This is a genomic window from Streptoverticillium olivoreticuli subsp. olivoreticuli, assembly GCF_003391135.1.
Lineage (GTDB): Bacteria > Actinomycetota > Actinomycetes > Streptomycetales > Streptomycetaceae > Streptomyces > Streptomyces blastmyceticus.
Genome location: NZ_CP031455.1, coordinates 1,061,717 through 1,079,689, shown reverse-complemented (window position 1 = coordinate 1,079,689; position 17,973 = coordinate 1,061,717). Strand labels below are relative to the sequence as shown.

Below are 17,973 nucleotides of genomic sequence, written 5' to 3'. Positions count from 1 at the left end.
GGCGTATCCGGCTCACGCCCCCTGGAAGGTGCGCCGATAGGCATGGGGGCTGGTGCCGACCAGGCGTTTGAAGCGGTCGCGGAAGGCGGTGGGCGAGCCGAAGCCGACTTGGAGGGCGATGCGGTCGACGGGGTGGGTGGTGGTCTCCAGCAGGTACTGGGCCTGGCGGATCCTGGCCCGGTGCAGCCACTGGAGCGGTGAGGTGCCGGTCTGTTCGCGGAAGCGTCGGTTCAGGGTGCGGACGCTCATGCCGGCCTGCGAGGCGACGTCGTCGAGGGTGAGCTCCCGGCGGGCGTTGTCCTCCATCCACCGGAGCAGGGGCTCCAGCGCCGAGCCGCGCGGGGCGGGTGGGCGCTCGTGGACGATGAACTGCGCCTGGCCGCCCTCCCGTTCCAGCGGCATGACGGACAGGCGGGCCGCGTCGGCGGCCACCGCCGAGCCCAGGTCGCGTCGGATCATGTGCAGACACAGGTCCAGTCCGGCGGCGGCGCCGGCCGAGGTGAGCACCTGCCCGTTGTCCACGTAGAGGACGTCCGGGTCGACCTCGACGGCGGGGTGGAGGGCGGCGAGCTGTGCGGCGGCGGCCCAGTGGGTGGTGGCGCGGTGGCCGTCGAGGAGTCCGGTGGCGGCCAGGACGAAGGCGCCCGTGCAGATGGAGGCGAGCCTGGTGCCCCGGGCGGCGGCCTGCCGCAGGGCGTCGATGACTTCCTCCGGTACGGCAGCGGTGAGGTCGGCGATGCCGGGGAGGACGATCGTGTCCGCTTCGGCCAATGTGTCCAGCGGCCAGGGTGCGCGCAGGGTGAATGCCCCGGCGTCGATGTCCTCGGTGGGCGCGCACACACGGACGCGGTAGGCGGGGCGGCCATCGGGGAGCCGGGTTCGCTGGAACACCTCGATGGGGGTGGCCAGGTCGAAGGGAATGACTCCGTCGAGGGCGAGGACAGCCACGGTGTGCATGGCTCAACCATAGGCGGGCACCAGATACTGGCCGACCACAGCCGGACGCCTCCTGCCTTCTCCGCACTGATGGGAAGCCTTGCCGAATCGCGTTGGCCATAATCCGTTGGGATCTGGCATTTCAGCCACTACTGGGTCGTTCGGCCAGTGGCTAGCGTCGGTGTCCGCGCCCCACACGGGGCACCCGCACCGACAGAAAGGGACTCCTCCCGATGCTGTGCCAGATCGTGCTGTTCGACGGATTCGACCCGCTGGATGTCATCGCCCCCTACGAGGTGCTGTTCGCCGGCGGGATCGCCGCGCCGGGCGCGCTGAAGGTCGAGCTGGTCTCGGCCGAGGGCCCGCGCGAGGTGCCCAGCGGCGCGGGACTGCTCTCGCTGCGAGCCGTGGCCGCACTCGATCCGCAGCGCGCGGACCTGGTCCTCGTACCGGGAGCGGTGGGTCCTCTCGGTGACACCTCCGGCCCCGGTGCCGCGGGGAACGAGGACTCCATCCCGGCGCTGCTCGGCCGCGTGCTGCAGACCGGACTGCCGGCCCTGCTCAAGGAGGCCCTCGACCGTCCGGACCTGATCATGACCACGGTCTGCGGCGGCTCCATGCTCCTCGCCATGGCCGGGCTGATCGACGGCAGGCACGCGACCATCAACCACCTGGGACTCGACCTGCTGGACGCCACGGACGTGGTCGCGATCGAAGCCCGCGTCGTCGACGACGGTGATCTGGTGACGGCCGCAGGTGTCACCTCCGGCCTGGACCTCGGCCTGTACCTGCTGGAGCGCGAACTGGGGCCGCGCATCGCCCACGCCGTCGAGAAGCTCTTCGCCCACGAGCGTCAGGGCACCGTCTGGCGCGCCACCGGCCCGGTCCCCGCCGGCTTCTAGCGGGAGCTTCCGGCACACTCATGACGAAATTCCTTCTCGCCGTCCACGTCCTGGCGGCCATCATCACCATCGGTCCCGTGACCGTGGCAGCCAGCATGTTCCCGCCCTCCGCCCGCCGCGCCCTGGCCGCACCCGACGACGCGGCAGCGCTTGCCACGGTGCGGACCCTGCACCGGATCTGCCGGGTCTACGCCGTGATCGCGGTCGCAGTACCGGTCTTCGGCCTGGCGACCGCCAACAGCCTGCACGTGCTGGCCAGCCCCTGGCTCATGACCTCGATCGCGCTGACCGTGGCCGCCGCTGCCGTACTCGCCGCGCTCGTGCTGCCGCGGCAGAGCTCCGCCCTCGCCGCCCTCGACGGCACGGACGGAGTGCGGAAGCCCACGGACGTCGGCCGGGCCGCCCGGCAACTGGGGATGTACACAGGCGTGTTCAATCTGCTGTGGGCCGCCGTGACCGTCCTGATGATCGTCCGCCCCGGATCCACCACAGGGGTCTGAAGGCGTGCCCGAAGGCTTGGGCCGTTCGGGGGATGAGCGGTGTGCGGCGCGCGCCGCCGCCGGGTGTGGCGGGCGCGGTGTGCACGGTGGTGTGTATGAGAGAACAGGCCGGTGGGCTGAGGGAGAGGCTGCTGCGCGAGCGCGATCGGCCGCGCTGGGTGCGCGAGTCGGCGTACTCATGGCAGCTGGTGGTACTGACCGTCTGCGTCGGCGCCTTCATGGGCCAGCTCGACTCGAGCATCGTCACCATCACCTACCCCAGCCTGGAGCGGGAGTTCGGCGCTCCGCTCGCCACCGTGCAGTGGGTTTCGCTGGCCTACCTCCTGGTGACGACCGCCTTGATGGTCACCGTCGGCCATATGTCCGACCTGCTCGGCCGCAAGCTGGTCTACCTCTACGGCTTCGGTATCTTCACCCTCTCGTCCGCGGCCTGCTCCCTCGCGCCGGACCTGGCCGCGCTGGTGTGCTTCCGCGTCGTGCAGGCGCTGGGCGCGGCGATGATCTCCGCCAACAGTGTCGCCCTGGTCACCGTCGTCGCCCCGCCCGGGAAACTGCGCAGCGCGCTCGGCATCCAGGCGGCCGGCCAGGCGCTCGGCCTGGCCGTCGGGCCGACGCTCGGCGGTGTCCTGGTGGCCACGGTCGGCTGGCGCTGGGTGTTCTGGATCAATGTGCCGGTCGGTGTCGCCGCCGTGGTCATGGGCCGCTTTCTGCTGCCGCCCACGGGGCAGCGGGCCACCGGCATCCGTATGGACCTGCCCGGCATGGCCTGGCTGGGGTCAGGGGTGGCGGCGCTGCTGGGCGGGGTGTCCGTGTTCTCCGGACTGCCGGTGCCCGGCTGGGTGGGCGCTGTGCTGGTCGTCGCCTCCGCGGTGCTGTGGTGGGGCTTCGTACGGCGTGAGAGCCGCGCCCCCGCACCGCTGGTGTCCGTTCGGCTGATGCGCGAACGGCGGATCTCCTGGGGGCTGCTCGGGGCACTTGCCGGATACCTGGTGCTGTTCGGGCCGCTGGTGCTGGTACCGCTGGCACTCGTCAGGCACACCGGTGCGGACGAGATGAGGGTGGGTCTGCTGCTCAGCGCGCTGGCGGTCGGGTTCGCGCTCGCCGCCAACACGCAGGAGGCGGTGTTGCCGCCGTCGTGGTCCAGCCGCCGCCGCTCTCTGGCGGGGGCCTTGCTGGTGCTGGGCGCTCTGGCGGGGCTGGCCTTCGCCGCGCCAGGGGACCTGTGGCTCGTCGTCTGGCTCGGCGTCATCGGGCTCGGGCTCGGCCTCTTCACCCCGTCCAACAACGAGATGGTCATGGGAGCCGTCCCCAAGGAGCACTCCGGTACCGGAGGGGGGATGATCAACATGACGAGATCGCTCGGCACCTCCCTGGGCGTCGCCCTGGTGACCATGGCCTACCACATCGGCGGCGACCACACCTGGGACTCGGTGCTGCCACCGCTGCCCGTCCTCGTACTGGCCGTCGGCGCCGTGCTGATGGCACTGAGCGCGGCGGCGGGCGGGCGCCCCGGGCCCTCCCCGGACCCGGGACACCCAGGGGCCGACGCCCCGGCCTGACCGCGGTGGTTCAGATGCGGTCGGCGGCGATGAGGAGGTAGTGGAAGCTGCCTTCGCGGTACGCGGTCAGGAACGGGTCCTCGACGCCGGTGGCGAGGGAGGACTGGGCGCGCAGCTCCCAGTACGGGATCGTGGCGGCCGTCAGGTCGACGACGTTGATGGGGACGAGGCCGTTGGCGGCCATGGCCTTGAAGTAGGCGCTGCGGGGGTGGATGTTGCAGGTGTAGTGCTCGTCGATGCGGCTGACCGCCTTGGAGCGCAGGCCCGTGACGTCGTTGGAGCAGCCGGTGATGGTGACGTAGCGGCCGCCGTACGCCAGCTGGCGGGCGTGCTCGGCGAAGAGCTCGTGCAGGTCCACGTACATGGTGGACTCGTTGTTCCAGATGCCCTGGAAGGCGCCGGTGGGGAAGCCGGTGTCCAGCATGTTGCGGAAGTGGTAGCGGACCTTGTCGTCCACGCCGCGCTTGTGGGCCTGGCCGCCTGCGAAGTCGACCTGGGACTGGGAGATGGAGATGCCGTCGACCTGGCAGCCGAAGCGCGCGTTGGCCATGATGCTGGTGCCGCCGCGCCCGCAGCCGGCGTCCAGCAGGCGCTGGTCGGGGGCGATGGGACCCAGGTGGTCGAGGAGGACGTCGGCCTGAGCCGACTCCAGGCGGTGCAGCTCCTCGATGATGCGCGCGTCCCGGGTCTCCTCCGGGCCCTCCAGGACGGACGGGTCGTAGTCGCCGAGACCGTAGTGGTGGTGGTAGAGGCCGTCGACGTCGCCCAGGCGCAGGTTGACCGGGTCCTTCTCGTTGTTCCAGTACTCCGCCACGGACTTCTGGTAGGCGGTGCGCAGGACGCCGGCGGGGGCGGGCGTGGTCGTCATGGGGTGCTCCTTACGGCATGCGTGAGTACGCGTGTGGGGATGTGTGTGGTGACAAGAGAGAGGGACGCGGGTTTACGCGCCCTGGTAGCGGGGGCTGCCGCTGTGCCATTCGCGGTTGCCGCCGAGCCAGGCCCACACTCCCGCGAGGAACCGGCGCAGCTGGGGCGAGCCGGTGAGGGCGAGGGCCGCGGCCTCCGCCTCGTAGGCGCGCACCAGCTCGTCGTGGATCTCCGCACTCCGCTCGATCGCCTCGCGCGGCGAACACCGCTCCTCCTCGGCGATCACGGTGGGCAGGTTGAACTCCACGCCCGAGGAGTCGTGTTCCTTCGTCATCGAGTACAGGTCGTTGACGAGCGTGCTCGCCGTGGCGGCCGTCGTCACGGCTCGGCGCACACGCGGGTCGGAGTACTCGGTGGCGGGCAGCGCGTAGCCGCCCACCACGTCGGTGAGCGCGATGCAGGGGAGGAAGCTGTTGATCTGACGGTGGGCCAGGTATTCGTGGACGCCGGGCATGTGGCCCCGGGACCGCCAGGAGCCCTCCTGGCCGTAGCCGACGAAGAGGACGGCGACCTCGTGCCGCAGCCGGGCCACCTGGGACGGCTCCGCGTACCGGTCCAGGTGCGCGAGGCCCGCGCGCAGCGCGACGCGTACGGGGTCCTCGCGCATGTCCCTTTCCCACGCGGGCACGTACCGGGCCGGGAGGTGGGCGGGGTCGATGGCCGCGTAGGCGAGCCCGAGGTGGGAGCCGAGGAGTTCGGTCCTGGAACCCATGGTCTCGTCGTCGCAGTAGTAGTCGTCCGTGGCCCATTCCGCCAGCGCGCACTTCCCCGCCGCCAGCAGCCGGTCCGGGTCGTCGGTATCGGGGTGGGCCAGCATCATCAGACGCCCGAAGTCGGCCGCGCGGACGCGGTCGAGCCGTCCGGCGTAGATGCCGACCTCGTCGGCCCACTCGACCAGCCGGTCGTTGACCTCCTGGCCGAGTGCCGGGTCGTCGCGGAGCGCGGGCGGGCAGTAGAGCTCGGGGACGGCGGTGCCGCGCCCGTCCGAGGTGCCGCCGGCCGGTCTCCCGGCCGTGATACGGGCGGCCGAGATGCCCAGCCCCGTCGGCCCGGTGGGCACGGTGGTGCCCGTCGGGCGCGGGGCGGTGCCGGGCAGCGACTTCGGCGCGGAACGGCGGATGCCCTGGTGGTGGGTGAGCAGCGCGGCCGCGAGCCGCGCCGCGTCGTGGCGGGCCGTGGGCGCGGTGATCCGGGACAGCAGTGACACAGGTTCTTCTTTCCGTTCCGAGGGGGGTGCCCGTCAGGACGGGGTGTGGAAGACCTCGACGTTCTCGAGGACGCCGAGCGCGTCGGGGACGAGAACGGCCGCCGAGTAGTAGGTGCTCACCAGATAGGAGATGAGGGCCTGGTCGTTGATGCCCATGAACCGCACGTTCAGGCCCGGCTCGTACTCGTCGGGGATCCCGGTCTGCCGCAGGCCGACCACCCCTTGCCCGGCCTCGCCCAGGCGCATGGCGAGGATGGCGGAGGTGCCCTCCTCCGAGACGGGGATCTTGCCGCAGGGGAGGATCGGCACGCCCCGCCAGGCGGGAACCGGGTGGCCGTCCACGTCGGCGCTGTCGAAGGACAGACCCCGCTTGTTGCACTCGCGGGCGAGGGCGGAGATGGCCCGGGGGTGGGCGAAGAAGGCCTTGGTCCCCCGCCGCATGCTCAGCAGCTCGTCCATGTCGTCGGGGGTGGGCGGGCCGGAGTGGGTGGAGACGCGCTGGCTGTAGTCGGCGTTGTGCAGCAGGCCGAACTCGGGGTTGTTGACCAGCTCGGACTCCTGGCGCTCGCGCAGCGCCTCGATGGTCAGCCGCAGCTGCTGCTCGACCTGGTCCATCGGGTCGTTGTAGAGGTCGGCGACCCGGCTGTGCACCCGCAGGACCGTCTGGGCCACGCTCAGTTCGTACTCGCGGGGGGCGAGTTCGTAGTCGACGAAGGTGCCGGGCAGCACCGGCTCGCCGGTGTGGCCGGAGGCGAGGGCGATGTTCGCCTCGCCCTTCTTGTTCCGCGGGCGCCCCTTCTCGGCCTGGCGCTGCCGGACGTGGGCCCGCAGCCGTTCGTTGCGGCCCGCCACTTCCTCGTACGCGGCCCGGGGCAGGGCCAGTACGGTGCACGCCGTCATCGCGCGCGCCGTGAACTCCCACTCGCCCGGCTCCTCGGCCACCGCCTGCGCGCCGAAGAACCCGCCGTCGGCCAGTACGCCGCGCCGGATCTCCTCGCCGTACTTTCCGGTGCCGGCCTTCTCCACCTTGCCGCGCGCGATCAGGTAGACGTGGTCGACGGACCGGCCCCGTTCGGCGATCACCTGGCCGGGCTCGTACTCCTGCTGCCGGCACCGCTCGGCCAGTGCGCGCAGCGCCTCGTCGTCGTGGAACCCGCGCAGCAGCGGCAGTTCCTCCAGCTCCGCGGGGACGACCCTGACCGCGGCCCCTTCCTGGACGAAGGTGACCCGGCCGTCGCCGACCTCGTACGCCAGACGCCGGTTGACCCGGTACGCGCCACCCTTCACTTCCACCCAGGGCAGCGTGCGCAGCAGCCACCGCGAGCTGATGCCCTGCATCTGCGGGACGCTCTTGGTGGTGGTCGCCAGGTTCCGCGCAGCGGCGATGCCAAGGCCGAGCTGTGCCCGGCCTGCTTGCTGTTCGGGCTGCTCCAGCTGCTGCCGGTGCGCTGCGGTCGACATCCCGGTACCTTCCATCTGGGCGGATGCGTCAAGAGGGAGCCCCTGGAGTCACCTGATCGGGCGACTGGGAGCTCCGCCGCGCAAGTGAAGCAGCGCCTAATGATGTTGGTCGAAACGGCCGGGGAAGCACCGATGCATTTGCGCCACTGGACGGATGTGGACTCGCATGGCGCCAACGGCGATCCAGGGCGGCGATCGTGTCCGCTATGCAGCGATGACCCCTGTTTCGAGCAAGCCGGGTCAGGGGTGCTCGCGGCGGGTCCGGCGCCGCGCACTCCATGGCCGAGGTGGCCGATAATGTTCGGTCAGGGTGGGTAGACCCTGAGGGCTACGAGCCGTCGAGATCCATCCGCGAGTCGACCCAGGAGTGCACATCATGTTCGACCCCGGACAGAAACACCCATATCCCGACGCCCTTCGACCGGACGAAGCGCCTGCGCCGCACCCGCTGCTCGCGCCGCTGACCGGGTTCCTGGGCACCTGGGCCGGCCGGGGCCGCGGTGGGTACCCGACGCTCGCCGAGGAGTTCGCGTACGCGCAGGAAGTGACCTTCAGTCACGACGGGCGTCCCTTCCTCCACTACGAGGCGCGCGCCTGGCTGGTCGACGCCGACGGCACCCCGCTGCGGCCGTCGGCCCGGGAGAGCGGCTGGTGGCGGCTGCAGCCCGATGGGCGCGTGGAGGCATTGATCACCCAGCCCACGGGCATCGCGGAGATCGCGGTCGGCCGTGCCGGTGACGGGACGGCCGACCTCACCACCCACGAGGTGGCCCTCGCTCCCACCGCCAAGGAGGTCGACGCCACCCGCCGCCGCTACACCCTGACCGACGAGGACACGCTCGACTTCGTCCACGACCTCGCGGCGGTCGGCCAGCCGCTGCAGCATCACCTTTCGGCGCAGCTCCGACGCGTGGGCCGGGTGTCCTGATCCGGTGACCCGGCGACGGGCCGCCCGGCCTCGCTCTGAGGTGCGGGCGTTACCCCGTATGAATGATCAAGTCGGTTTGTACGTCCTGGATTTCGGCTGAGCAGAACCGTCCGCACGCCACCGCGCGTCGTCTGGCTGGAGAGTGGTGGTCCGACCCTGGAGGAGCGAGACGGTGAGCACGGAGATCTACTTCGCCAGCAACTACCGCGACCTGTGCGAGCAGTACGGAACCGCGGCCGGCTTCCAGTTCGAGTTCTCCTGCTGGCGCTGCCACGACACGTGGCGCTCGCCCTTCGAGCCGTACCAGGGCGGGCGGCTCGCCAGCTGGCTCAGCCGCGCCATCGGCATGGCGTCGGGCGCGCTCGGCCGGGTGGGCAGCGGGGTGTCCACCGCCGCCGACGGGCTGGCCGGTTCCGGGTGGGGCGGCGCGCGCGACGCCTCCTTCCAGCGGGCCATCGACAAGGCCACGTCCCATTTCAACCGCTGTGGGCGCTGCAGCGTCTACGTGTGCCGCCGCTGCTGGAACCCGGAACAGGGCCTCTGCCACAACTGCGCCCCCGACACCGCGGGCGAGATGATGGCGGCCCAGCAGCGCGGCCTCAACGACATGGTGGCCCAGCACGCGTACGACCAGGGCCAGAAGCAGGGCCAGGGCTTCGACGCGCGCACTCCCAGGCAGCTGGTCTGCCCGCAGTGCCGTACGGAGGCACAGGGCGGACGCTTCTGCCCGGGCTGCGGCTTCCTGCTGGCCCAGCAGACCTCGTGCAAGGGATGCCAGACCCCGCTACCGGAGGGCGCGGCGTTCTGCCCGGGCTGCGGGCAACGGCGGTAGCGGCCCGGGAACGCCGGCCGCTACGAATGCGGACCTATGTCAGGATTCGTTTATGGACCGTATTGATGTCATTCCCATGCAGCTGTCCCACTTGGACGGCGTTCTGAACCTCGGTTACCGCGCGTACGACGTGGACGCGATGCCGTACACCTCGTGGTCGCTGTCCACGGTCGCCGTGCACTGGGACGCGCAGCCGGAAGCGTGCTGGGTCGCCGTGGACGGCGAGGGGCTGATCGGGTTCGTGCTCGGCTCGCTCTCCTATGACGAGCGCGAGGACTGGGGCTATCTCGAGTGGATCGCGCTGGACGAACGGGCGCGGGGCAAGGGTGTTGCGAGCGTGCTCGTGGAGCGGTGTTGCGACGCTCTCTTCGCGGCCGGCGCCTCCCGGATCATCACCGATGTGGAATCGAGCAACCAGGCGTCGGCGGCCATGATGCGCCGCAACGGGTTCACCGAGGGCGTCACAGTGACCCTGTTCGTGCGGCCCAATCCCGACAAGTCCGCTCCTGCGGCCACCCACCCCCCGCGCGACCCGGCCCGTGCTCGGCTGCGCCGCGCCGCCCGCGCCACCGGCACACGCTGACCTCAGGGCTTCAGCACGATCTTGCCCCGGGTGTGCTGCCGTTCCAGTTCGCGGTAGGCGTCGCGTACGTCGTCCAGCGGGTAGACCTTGGCGATCGGGATCTCCAGCCGCCCCTGGTCGGCCAGTGTGGCGAGCTCCTCGAGCACCTCGGCGCTGGCGGCCAGGGCACTGCCCTCCGCCTTGGTCCCGTGCTTCTCCGCACCGGCGGAATCGATGATCGTGTCGATGCGGTCGGGCCGCACCCCGAGGTCGAGGGCGAGCTCGATGTATCCGTCGCCGAAGGTGTCGATGAAGGCGTCGACCCGGCCGCCCGAGGCGGCACGGATCCGGTCGGCGACGCCGTCGCCGTACGTGACCGGGATCGCGCCATGGGCGGTCAGCCACGCGTGGTTCGGCTCGCTCGCCAGGCCGATCACCGTGGCTCCGGACAGCCGCGCGAGCTGTACGGCCAGCGATCCGACGCCGCCCGCGGCCCCGGAGACGACCACGGTGTCGCCCGGTGCGAGAGCGACGGCCCGTACCGCCGCGTACGCCGTCGTCCCGGCCACGAACAGGGCGCCCGCCTGCTCCCACGGGACGCCCGCCGGGCGACGGATCAGCTCGGCTGCCTCGGCGAGAACGTACTCGGCGTGGCTGGCCCGCCGATTGGTGAAGCCGATCACCTCGTCTCCCGGTGCGAAGCCGTCGACGCCCTCACCGGTCTCCTCGACGGTTCCGGCGAAGTCGCTGCCCTGGCCGGAGGGGAAGGTGGCAGGCCACCGGTCGTGCAGGAGCCCTTCGCGGATCTTTGTCTCCCCCGGGTTGATCCCGGCGGTCACCACCTTGACCAGCACTTGCCCGTGCCCGGGCGAGGGACGTTCGACGTCGACGACCTTCAGCACGTCGATGCCGCCGTATTCGGTGAATCGCACTGCCTTGGGCATCGTGCTCCCCTCTCCGCGTTCCCGACAAAGACAGGAACAGGCCCGGAGCGCCGAGGATTCCCTCGGCGGGTGCTGGGCAGAGATCCCTCCGGCACGAGGCGACCCGGCGGGAGGACACAGTGGTCACGGACCGGCACGCTCACGCGATGACGTACACCGACGCCGAAGCCGTGCGGCACTACGAGAAGGCGCTCGACAGCCTGCTCTTCTTCCGCGGAGAGGTGGCCAAGGAGGCCGGGGCGGTGCTCGACGCCTCGCCCCGGTCCGCCATGGGGAACGTCTTCCGCGCCTACCTCGGCCTGCTGGGCACGGAAGAGACGGACGCGGCCGGGGCGGCCGCCGCGTTCGAGGCGTACCGCCGCGACGTGCCCGTGGCCGACCTGACCCCGCGAGAGCGCATGCATGTCGAGGCGGCCTCCTCCTGGCTGGACGGCGACATACACAAGGCGGGCAGCGTCCTCGCCGAGCTCGTCGTGGCGCACCCGAAGGACGCCCTGGCCCTCGCGGTGGGCCATCAGATCGACTTCTTCACCGGCAACGCCACGCTGCTGCGCGACCGCATCGGCGGCGCGCTGTCCGCCTGGGACCAGGACGATCCGCATTACGGCCTGCTCCAGGGGATGTACGCGTTCGGCCTGGAGGAGGCCGGCCACTACACCCGGGCCGAGCACGTGGGCCTTCAGGCCGTGGAACGCAACGCCCGCGACGTCTGGGGCGTCCACGCCGTCGTGCACGCCTACGAGATGCAGGGACGGCACGAGGACGGCATCCGTTTCCTCGACGCCCGCAGGGACGACTGGTCGACCGGCAACTACCTCAACGTGCACAACTGGTGGCACTACGCCCTGTACGTCCTGGAGACGGGCCACACGGACAAGGTCCTGGCCGTCTACGACGCCGCCGTGCACCACGACGACTCGGGCGGGGCGGCGATGGAACTCCTGGATGCCGCATCGTTGTTGTGGCGGCTGTACCTCGTCGGCGCCGACACCGGCCACCGCTGGCCCGTACTGGCCGATGCCTGGGAGCGGCGCCACGACGGCGCCTACTACGCCTTCAACGACGTCCACGCCATCATGGCCTACGTCGGGGCCGACCGCATCTCCGACGCCGAACGGCTCATCCGCGAACGGGAGGCCTGGCTGCGAGATGCCGATCCGGGTCTCTCCAACGTCCCGATGACCGCCGAGATCGGGCTGCCGGTGAGCCGCGCCCTCGTGGCGTACGGGCAGCGACGCCACACCGACACGGTCGACCTGCTGCTGCCCCTGCGACGCCGCTTCCATACCTTCGGCGGCAGCCACGCCCAACGCGACGCCCTGCAGAAGACCCTGGTCGAGGCGGCCCTGCACGCCCGGCGCCACGACCTTGCCCGCACACTGCTGAGCGAACGAATCAACCTGTGCCCCCGTCGATGAGACCGACCTCAGGAGAGCCGGCCGCCGTAGTCGGGCAGTTTGAAGCCCTTCTCGTAGTAGCCGCCCTCGAAGTCCGTGGAGCGGTTGCCGATGTTGGCGGTGATCGTGTAGCCGTCCTCGGTGAGTTCCTCCCGGCAGCGTGCCTTGCCCTCGTCCTTGCTCTCGCCGTGCTCGCGCGTGCAGACGGCGTCCACCGGGTAGCCGGCGTCCTCCAGCTGCTGCCGGGCGGAGGACGAGGAGGTGCGGGCGGTGACGAACAGCACGGCCACGTTGTGCTCGTTCGCCCACTGAGCGACCTCGAGCACCGGCTTGTCGGCCTGCCCCGGGTGGTAGTACGTCTCCAGCGCGGTGTTGTCGATGTCCAGCACGATGGCCGGCTTGCCCCCACCCCGGCCGATGCGGTCCCGCAGCCACGGGATCGCGGGGGCCACCGCCTTCTTCACGTCGGTCTGCCACGTCTGATAGCCGGGCACGGCGGCCCGGTCCGAAGCTGCCTGCGCCGTGGTGGCGGCGCCCAGCGACGCGGTCGGCAACGCGACCGCCGCCAGCGCGACGATAGCGGCGATACGGGACTTCTTGACGGACATCAGCCCTGTCCTTCCGGTGAACGACGTGTCGGTCACAAAGATCAACATTGCGGATGGACGTACAGGCAAATCACAGATGTCTCGTGAGTGAACAGCTCAGGCGCTGAGCAGGAGCCAGCCCCCGAGGCCGCCGCACATGCTCGCGTTGTAGCCTCCGGTGCGGTAGCCGGCCGGCACGGGCTGATAGGGGCACATGTACTCGCCGGCGCGGACCCGTTGCGTGTACCACGAGCCGATGTTGCCGCAGCCGGCGTTGTTGTGGCCGGTGTTCACGTACCCGGGGGTGATCGGTGAGCCCGCACAGGTCCACTGGCCGTCGCGGGCCAGCTGCATGAACCAGGAGTCGATGCCGCTGCAGCCGGTGGCATTGTGGAGGGTGAGCACATAGCCGGGGGGTATCGGCGAGGTGGCGCAGGTCCATATCCCGTCCTGCACGGGACGCATGAACCACGAGCCGGCACCGTTGCACCCGTTCGGCGCGCGGAGAGTGATCACGTAACCCGGCGGTATGGGCGTGCCGGGGCAGACCCACCCGGCGGACGCGTTGGGGGCGGCGGCGACCGGCGCCGCCAGAGGCGCCGCACTGGCTGTGCCGGCGGCCGTGCCGGTGAGGACGGCCGCCAGCAGCGCGACCACCCCCACCACCGAGGCGAGCCGGCTCCAAACCACCGCCACCGATGAACGACCGAGCAAATGGCGATACTTGATGTTCACTTCACACCGGTCCAATCGACGGGTCCACGAGGCGCCGCGCGATGGCCGTGCGGCGCCGGGCTGCAGAGCTGAAGTGACCCTAGTGGGAACCGATGCGGTTGATCATCACGGAAGGGATACATCATCAACCTGGCCGGAAACCGGTATGAGGAAGCGTCAGCTGTCGGTCCCCCCCTGCTAGGGCCTGCCCGGGCCTAGTACGGCGTCCCGTCCGTGAAGTCCTTCTCGAACGTGGCCTCGATGCCGTTCAGCACGTCCGGGCTGTTGACGATCAAGCCCAGCTCGCGGTTGTTGTTGAGCGAGTTGTCGGAGAAGTTCTCCGAACCCGCGAAGACCTTCGCCGTCGGCGTGCCGTAGTCGGCGACGATCGCCTTGGCGTGGATGTAGAGGCCTTCGGTCGAGGAGAAGGTGACGACCTTCCCGCCGGCCTCCTTGACCTGGTCGAAGTAGCTGCCGTAGCTGTCGGGGTTCATGCCGACGACCCTGACGGCCACGCCGCGGTTCTCCGCCGCCACCACCGCGTCCACCAGGGTGCTGTCGCCGAACTCCAGCTGCTGCAGGTCCAGGGAGTGCTGGGCGCCGTTGATCAGTTCCAGCAGGTGCGACTCCGAGTCGGTGGGCGACCAGACCAGGTCGTCGCCGTCGGACGGGGTGACCGCGGTCTTGGCGAAGTCCGCGTCGAAGACCTTCTCTATGGCGGCGACGTCGGCGGCGTCCGCGTCGAATACGCCGTAGTCGCGGCTGCTCGCGTAGTACGTCGAGTCCAGGTTCCCCGTCAGGATCAGCGACTTGGAGCCGTCCACGGTGATGGTCTTCTGATGGGTGAAGACGTAGTCGGGGGAGGAGTACGTCACGCCCACCCCGGCGGACTTGAGGGTGCGGTAGGCCGAGTCGTTCACCGCGGTGCGCTTGGCGTCGAGGATGACGCGGACCTTCACGCCCGCCTTCTTGCGGCTCACGAGCGCGCTGACGACCTTGGTGTCGCGGAGCTCGTACATCGTGACGTCCACCGACGTGGCGGCCGATCCGATGAAGTCGTAGATGGCGGTGCGGCCTTGGTCGGGAAAGACCAGCAGAGAGTACGTGGCGGGGGCGGCCTGGGCGGCGCCGGGGGCGGCCAGGACGGATATCGAGGACAGCAGCAGGGCGCCTGCCGAGAGGGCGGCCTGACGGGCGGCGGGGGGCAAGGGCATGCCGGACTCCGGTCGTGTGCATGGGCGGTGGGGGGCTTGCGGGGCGCCCGGGGGCGCGCAGGGCCCATGATGCGACCGCCGGAGTTTACGCGGGTAGATGCCGGAGGTTAATTCTTGGCATAGCCACGACAATCATTCCCCCTGGAGTCCCTCGACTACCCGGCCGTGCCGGGCGGCGAGTTCTCCTCGGGCGGGTCAGGCGTCGTGCTGTCGCGTGATCGCCCGGGCCGTGCGTGCCGCCCTCTCCTCCGTGTCCGCGAGGGCCTCGCTTCCCACCCCGAACAGGCCCTGGCGAAGGAATACCGCGAGGCCGTGCGCGGCACCGGCGATGCGGAGCAGCAGGTCGAATGCGTCGTCTGCGTCCGAGGCCAGCCGGCGGGCGACCGGCAACAGGAGGCCCGCCACCTCGTCGCCGGCCGAAGCCAGCTCGGCGAACCTGGATTTGTCGAGGCCCGCATGGAAGGTGATGTCGAACAGGGCCGGTTCCTCGGCGGCGAAACGGACGTAGGCGGACGCGAAGGAGGCCAGCTGCTCCGCGGGGTCCTCGCTGCTGCCCACGGCTACGGCGAAGCGGTTCCGTTGCTCGCGGTAGCCCGTCGTGGCGAGTTCGGCCAGCAGGGTCTCCCGGTCGGCGAAGTGCTTGTAGGGCGCCGCGACGCTGACTCCCGCCCGGCGGCTCGCCTCGGCCAGGGTGAAGCCGTGCGGGCCGCGTTCGGCGACCAGTTCGAGGGCTGCCCGCAGCAGGGCGTTGCGCAGGTCCCCGTGGTGCCGGCCGGTGGGTCGCCGCTTGACGGGAGAGCTCATGGCGCTAAGGTTAACACCACTTACCAGGTAAATGGCATTAACCATGGGAGTCGCCATGATCGCTGCTCGTTTCCACCACGTCAGCCTTTCGGTCGCCGACCTCGCTGCCCAGGAAGCCTGGTACGGCGGCGCTTTCGGGCTCACTCACGTGGACGAGCGCTTGGAGATGCCCGAGGCGGGCGTCCGCACCGTCGTCCTGAGCGATGCGGCCGGCCTGCGTGTGGAGTTCGTCGAGCGGCCCGGTTCGAGCCCTGTCGCGCACACCGACCCCTTCGCCGCCACCGCTGTGCAGACCTTCACCCACCTCGCTGTCCAAGTCCCGGACCTCGACGCCGCGTTCGCCCGTCTGACAGGTGAATACGACGCCGCCCCGGTGTCGCCCCCCGCCCCAGGCGTGACCAAGGGCATGCGGTACGCCTACATCGCCGACCCGGAAGGCAACCTCCTCGAACTGATCGAGACGTCACTCGAGTGACCCGGCCGGTCCCTCCAGCGGTACGGCAAGGCGCTTCCTGCGCCCAAAATGCAAGAAGAATCAGCACGTCAAGGATGCGGAGAATGTCATGGGACAGCTGGACGACAAGACCGCCCTCGTGACCGGTGCCTCCACCGGTATCGGCCTGGCCATCGCCCGCCGGTTCGCCGCCGAGGGAGCGACCGTCTATCTCACCGGCCGCCGCAAGGCCGAGCTGGAGGCCGCCGTCGAGCAGGTCGGCAGCCGCGGCATCGGCATCCAGGGAGACGTGTCGAGGCTCGATGACCTCGACCGGCTCTTCGCCGAGATCACCGAGCGCAGCGGTCGTCTCGACATCGTCGTGGCCAACGCCGGCGTCGGGGACTTCGGCCCGCTCGGCGAGATCACCGAGGAGGAGTACGACCGCACCACCTCCATCAATCTCAAGGGCACGGTCTTCACCGTCCAGAAGGCGCTCCCGCTGTTGTCGGCCGGCGCCTCGGTGATCCTGCTCTCCTCCAGCGCGGCCCTGATCGGCGCCCCGGGCCTGGGCGTCTACGCCGCCACCAAGGCCGCGATCCGCAGCCTCGCCCGCACCTGGGCCGCCGAACTCGCCGGCCGTGGCATCCGGGTCAATGCCCTCACCCCAGGCCCCGTCGAGACCCCCGGCGGGGACGAGCTGCGAGCCGCGTACCCGCAAGCTGATCAGGCCGCCGCAGCGAGCGAGTCCGCCGCGCCGACCCCGCTCGGCCGCGTCGGCCGCCCCGACGAGGTCGCCGCCACCGCCCTCTACCTGGCCGGGGAACAGAGCTCCTTCACCACCGGCGCGGAACTGCTCGTCGACGGTGGCGCCACCCAGCTGTAGACCGTGCTTCGCTCGTTGCTCCCTCGCGCGTGATCGGGCTGACGGGGTCGCATCCCCGACTTATGGCGGCTCCAGGAACAGCCGATGGCGGGAACGGAATCCCACGGTGGCGTGGGTGCTTGCCTTGTATGTCGGCTCGCGGTCGAGTTGAGGGGCGCCGGACACGGCACTGCCGCACGCCCGGGGCCCCTACTTCTCGATGCGGAGGACAACCTCATGGGTTCTCATGACCTGACCGGACGAGTGGCCCTGGTGACCGGGGCGACCAGCGGGATCGGCGCCGCGACCGCGGTGCTGCTGGCCGAGCGGGGAGCGCACGTACTGGTCGCCGGGCGGGACAGCTCCCGCGGCGAGTCCGTGGTCGCCGCCATCCGCGACCGCGGCGGCAAGGCCGACTTCGTCGCCGCCGATCTGCGGGAGGCGCAGTCGGTGCGGCAACTGGCGCGGCGCGCCGTGGACCTGGGCGGGGGCCGGGTGGACATCCTGGTGAACAACGCGGGCATCTACCCCTTCGGGCCCACCGAGCAGGCAACGGAGAGCGAGGTCGACACCGTCTACGCGCTGAACGTGAAGGCGCCGTTCCATCTGGTGGCGGCCCTCGCGCCGGCGATGGCCGAGCGGGGCGGCGGTGCGATCGTCAACGTGAGCACCATGGTGGCCGAGTACGGGGCCGCGGGCATGGCCCTGTACGGGTCGAGCAAAGCGGCCGTGGAACTGCTGACCAAGGCATGGGCGGCGGAGTACGGCCCGCGCGGGGTGCGGGTCAACGCCGTCCGCCCCGGGCCCGTGCGCACGGAGGGCACGGCCGACATGGGCGAGGATCTCGACGCCCTGGCCGCCCAGGCCCCCGCCGGACGCCCGGCCGAGCCGGAGGAGATCGCCGAGGCGATCGCCTATCTGGCCGGCGAAGCGGCGAGCTTCGTCCACGGCGCCGTACTGCCCGTGGACGGCGGCCGCACAGCCGTCTGACACGCCCGGCCTGCCGGGCCTCCCCGGCCGCATGACACCGGCCCGGGGTGAGGGCTGCCGGAACGCGGAAGCTCGGCGGTCTGCTTCACGGCCGGCCGAGCAACGCCGTTCCCGCACCCCTCAACTTCCCCTTCATTGACACCTCCACGCTACGACGGAGTGTTGACAACGCGGACTGTCAGCCCGTACATCTGACGATCCCGGCCATGTC

General features: G+C 70.7%; 19 protein-coding genes. 10 read left to right on the top strand and 9 right to left on the bottom strand.

What is annotated here, in order from left to right; genetic code table 11:
* Window positions 1–12 precede the first annotated feature (12 nt).
* Window positions 13–957 (bottom strand): GlxA family transcriptional regulator, encoded by a 945-nt coding sequence (locus DXZ73_RS04695; RefSeq protein WP_116209760.1) that lies wholly within the window; start codon window positions 955–957, stop codon window positions 13–15.
* 212 nt (window positions 958–1,169) lie between these two features.
* Here DXZ73_RS04695 and DXZ73_RS04690 point away from each other — a divergent pair, with 212 nt between their 5' ends.
* From DXZ73_RS04690 to DXZ73_RS04680, 3 genes are all read left to right on the top strand, one after another.
* Window positions 1,170–1,838: a DJ-1/PfpI family protein gene (locus DXZ73_RS04690; protein ID WP_116209759.1), complete on the top strand. Its 669-nt coding sequence runs from the start codon at window positions 1,170–1,172 to the stop codon at window positions 1,836–1,838.
* A gap of 20 nt (window positions 1,839–1,858) precedes the next feature.
* Entirely contained in the window at window positions 1,859–2,338 is a 480-nt protein-coding gene (locus DXZ73_RS04685) for a DUF2269 family protein (protein WP_116209758.1), read from the top strand.
* Window positions 2,339–2,433: 95 nt separating this feature from the next.
* On the top strand, window positions 2,434–3,897 hold the full coding sequence (locus DXZ73_RS04680; protein WP_116209757.1) for an MFS transporter: 1,464 nt from the start codon (window positions 2,434–2,436) through the stop codon (window positions 3,895–3,897).
* Window positions 3,898–3,907: 10 nt separating this feature from the next.
* On the opposite strand, the gene DXZ73_RS04675 is transcribed toward DXZ73_RS04680, so the two are convergent.
* From DXZ73_RS04675 to DXZ73_RS04665, 3 genes are all read right to left on the bottom strand, one after another.
* Window positions 3,908–4,765: a geranyl diphosphate 2-C-methyltransferase gene (locus DXZ73_RS04675; RefSeq protein WP_116209756.1), complete on the bottom strand. Its 858-nt coding sequence runs from the start codon at window positions 4,763–4,765 to the stop codon at window positions 3,908–3,910.
* A gap of 72 nt (window positions 4,766–4,837) precedes the next feature.
* Window positions 4,838–6,031, bottom strand: a complete 1,194-nt coding sequence (locus DXZ73_RS04670) for a family 2 encapsulin nanocompartment cargo protein terpene cyclase (RefSeq protein ID WP_116209755.1) — start codon at window positions 6,029–6,031, stop codon at window positions 4,838–4,840.
* A 33-nt stretch (window positions 6,032–6,064) separates the two neighbouring features.
* Complete coding sequence (locus tag DXZ73_RS04665) at window positions 6,065–7,492, bottom strand: family 2B encapsulin nanocompartment shell protein (protein WP_116209754.1); 1,428 nt, start codon at window positions 7,490–7,492, stop codon at window positions 6,065–6,067.
* 376 nt (window positions 7,493–7,868) lie between these two features.
* Between DXZ73_RS04665 and DXZ73_RS04660 the strand changes: the two genes are divergently transcribed.
* The 3 genes from DXZ73_RS04660 to DXZ73_RS04650 all read left to right on the top strand — a co-directional run bounded on the left by DXZ73_RS04660 (window position 7,869) and on the right by DXZ73_RS04650 (window position 9,835).
* Entirely contained in the window at window positions 7,869–8,420 is a 552-nt protein-coding gene (locus DXZ73_RS04660) for an FABP family protein (RefSeq protein WP_116209753.1), read from the top strand.
* Window positions 8,421–8,592: 172 nt separating this feature from the next.
* Window positions 8,593–9,252, top strand: a complete 660-nt coding sequence (locus DXZ73_RS04655; RefSeq protein ID WP_116209752.1) for a double zinc ribbon domain-containing protein — start codon at window positions 8,593–8,595, stop codon at window positions 9,250–9,252.
* A 52-nt stretch (window positions 9,253–9,304) separates the two neighbouring features.
* Window positions 9,305–9,835 carry a GNAT family N-acetyltransferase gene (locus DXZ73_RS04650; RefSeq protein WP_116209751.1) on the top strand — a complete coding sequence of 177 codons (531 nt, stop codon included), beginning with the start codon at window positions 9,305–9,307 and terminating at the stop codon, window positions 9,833–9,835.
* A gap of 2 nt (window positions 9,836–9,837) precedes the next feature.
* On the opposite strand, the gene DXZ73_RS04645 is transcribed toward DXZ73_RS04650, so the two are convergent.
* The gene (locus DXZ73_RS04645) at window positions 9,838–10,758 is read right to left on the bottom strand and encodes an NADP-dependent oxidoreductase (protein WP_116209750.1); all 921 of its coding nucleotides are present in this window, start codon (window positions 10,756–10,758) and stop codon (window positions 9,838–9,840) included.
* 146 nt (window positions 10,759–10,904) lie between these two features.
* Between DXZ73_RS04645 and DXZ73_RS04640 the strand changes: the two genes are divergently transcribed.
* On the top strand, window positions 10,905–12,176 hold the full coding sequence (locus tag DXZ73_RS04640; RefSeq protein ID WP_205519103.1) for a tetratricopeptide repeat protein: 1,272 nt from the start codon (window positions 10,905–10,907) through the stop codon (window positions 12,174–12,176).
* Between the two features lie 8 nt (window positions 12,177–12,184).
* Here the strand turns inward: DXZ73_RS04640 and DXZ73_RS04635 are convergent, their stop codons facing one another.
* The 4 genes from DXZ73_RS04635 to DXZ73_RS04620 all read right to left on the bottom strand — a co-directional run bounded on the left by DXZ73_RS04635 (window position 12,185) and on the right by DXZ73_RS04620 (window position 15,474).
* Entirely contained in the window at window positions 12,185–12,763 is a 579-nt protein-coding gene (locus DXZ73_RS04635) for an HAD family acid phosphatase (protein WP_116209749.1), read from the bottom strand.
* Window positions 12,764–12,859: 96 nt separating this feature from the next.
* Window positions 12,860–13,438 (bottom strand): hypothetical protein, encoded by a 579-nt coding sequence (locus tag DXZ73_RS04630; RefSeq protein ID WP_116209748.1) that lies wholly within the window; start codon window positions 13,436–13,438, stop codon window positions 12,860–12,862.
* 233 nt (window positions 13,439–13,671) lie between these two features.
* A complete protein-coding gene (locus DXZ73_RS04625; RefSeq protein WP_116209747.1) occupies window positions 13,672–14,670 on the bottom strand; it encodes a phospholipase D-like domain-containing protein in 999 nt (332 codons plus the stop codon).
* Window positions 14,671–14,865: 195 nt separating this feature from the next.
* Complete coding sequence (locus tag DXZ73_RS04620) at window positions 14,866–15,474, bottom strand: TetR/AcrR family transcriptional regulator (RefSeq protein ID WP_116209746.1); 609 nt, start codon at window positions 15,472–15,474, stop codon at window positions 14,866–14,868.
* A 55-nt stretch (window positions 15,475–15,529) separates the two neighbouring features.
* Here DXZ73_RS04620 and DXZ73_RS04615 point away from each other — a divergent pair, with 55 nt between their 5' ends.
* From DXZ73_RS04615 to DXZ73_RS04605, 3 genes are all read left to right on the top strand, one after another.
* Window positions 15,530–15,949: a VOC family protein gene (locus DXZ73_RS04615; protein WP_240351179.1), complete on the top strand. Its 420-nt coding sequence runs from the start codon at window positions 15,530–15,532 to the stop codon at window positions 15,947–15,949.
* Window positions 15,950–16,037: 88 nt separating this feature from the next.
* The gene (locus tag DXZ73_RS04610) at window positions 16,038–16,793 is read left to right on the top strand and encodes an SDR family NAD(P)-dependent oxidoreductase (protein WP_116209744.1); all 756 of its coding nucleotides are present in this window, start codon (window positions 16,038–16,040) and stop codon (window positions 16,791–16,793) included.
* Between the two features lie 216 nt (window positions 16,794–17,009).
* Window positions 17,010–17,762 carry an SDR family NAD(P)-dependent oxidoreductase gene (locus DXZ73_RS04605; protein WP_116209743.1) on the top strand — a complete coding sequence of 251 codons (753 nt, stop codon included), beginning with the start codon at window positions 17,010–17,012 and terminating at the stop codon, window positions 17,760–17,762.
* The last annotated feature ends 211 nt before the right edge of the window (window positions 17,763–17,973 follow it).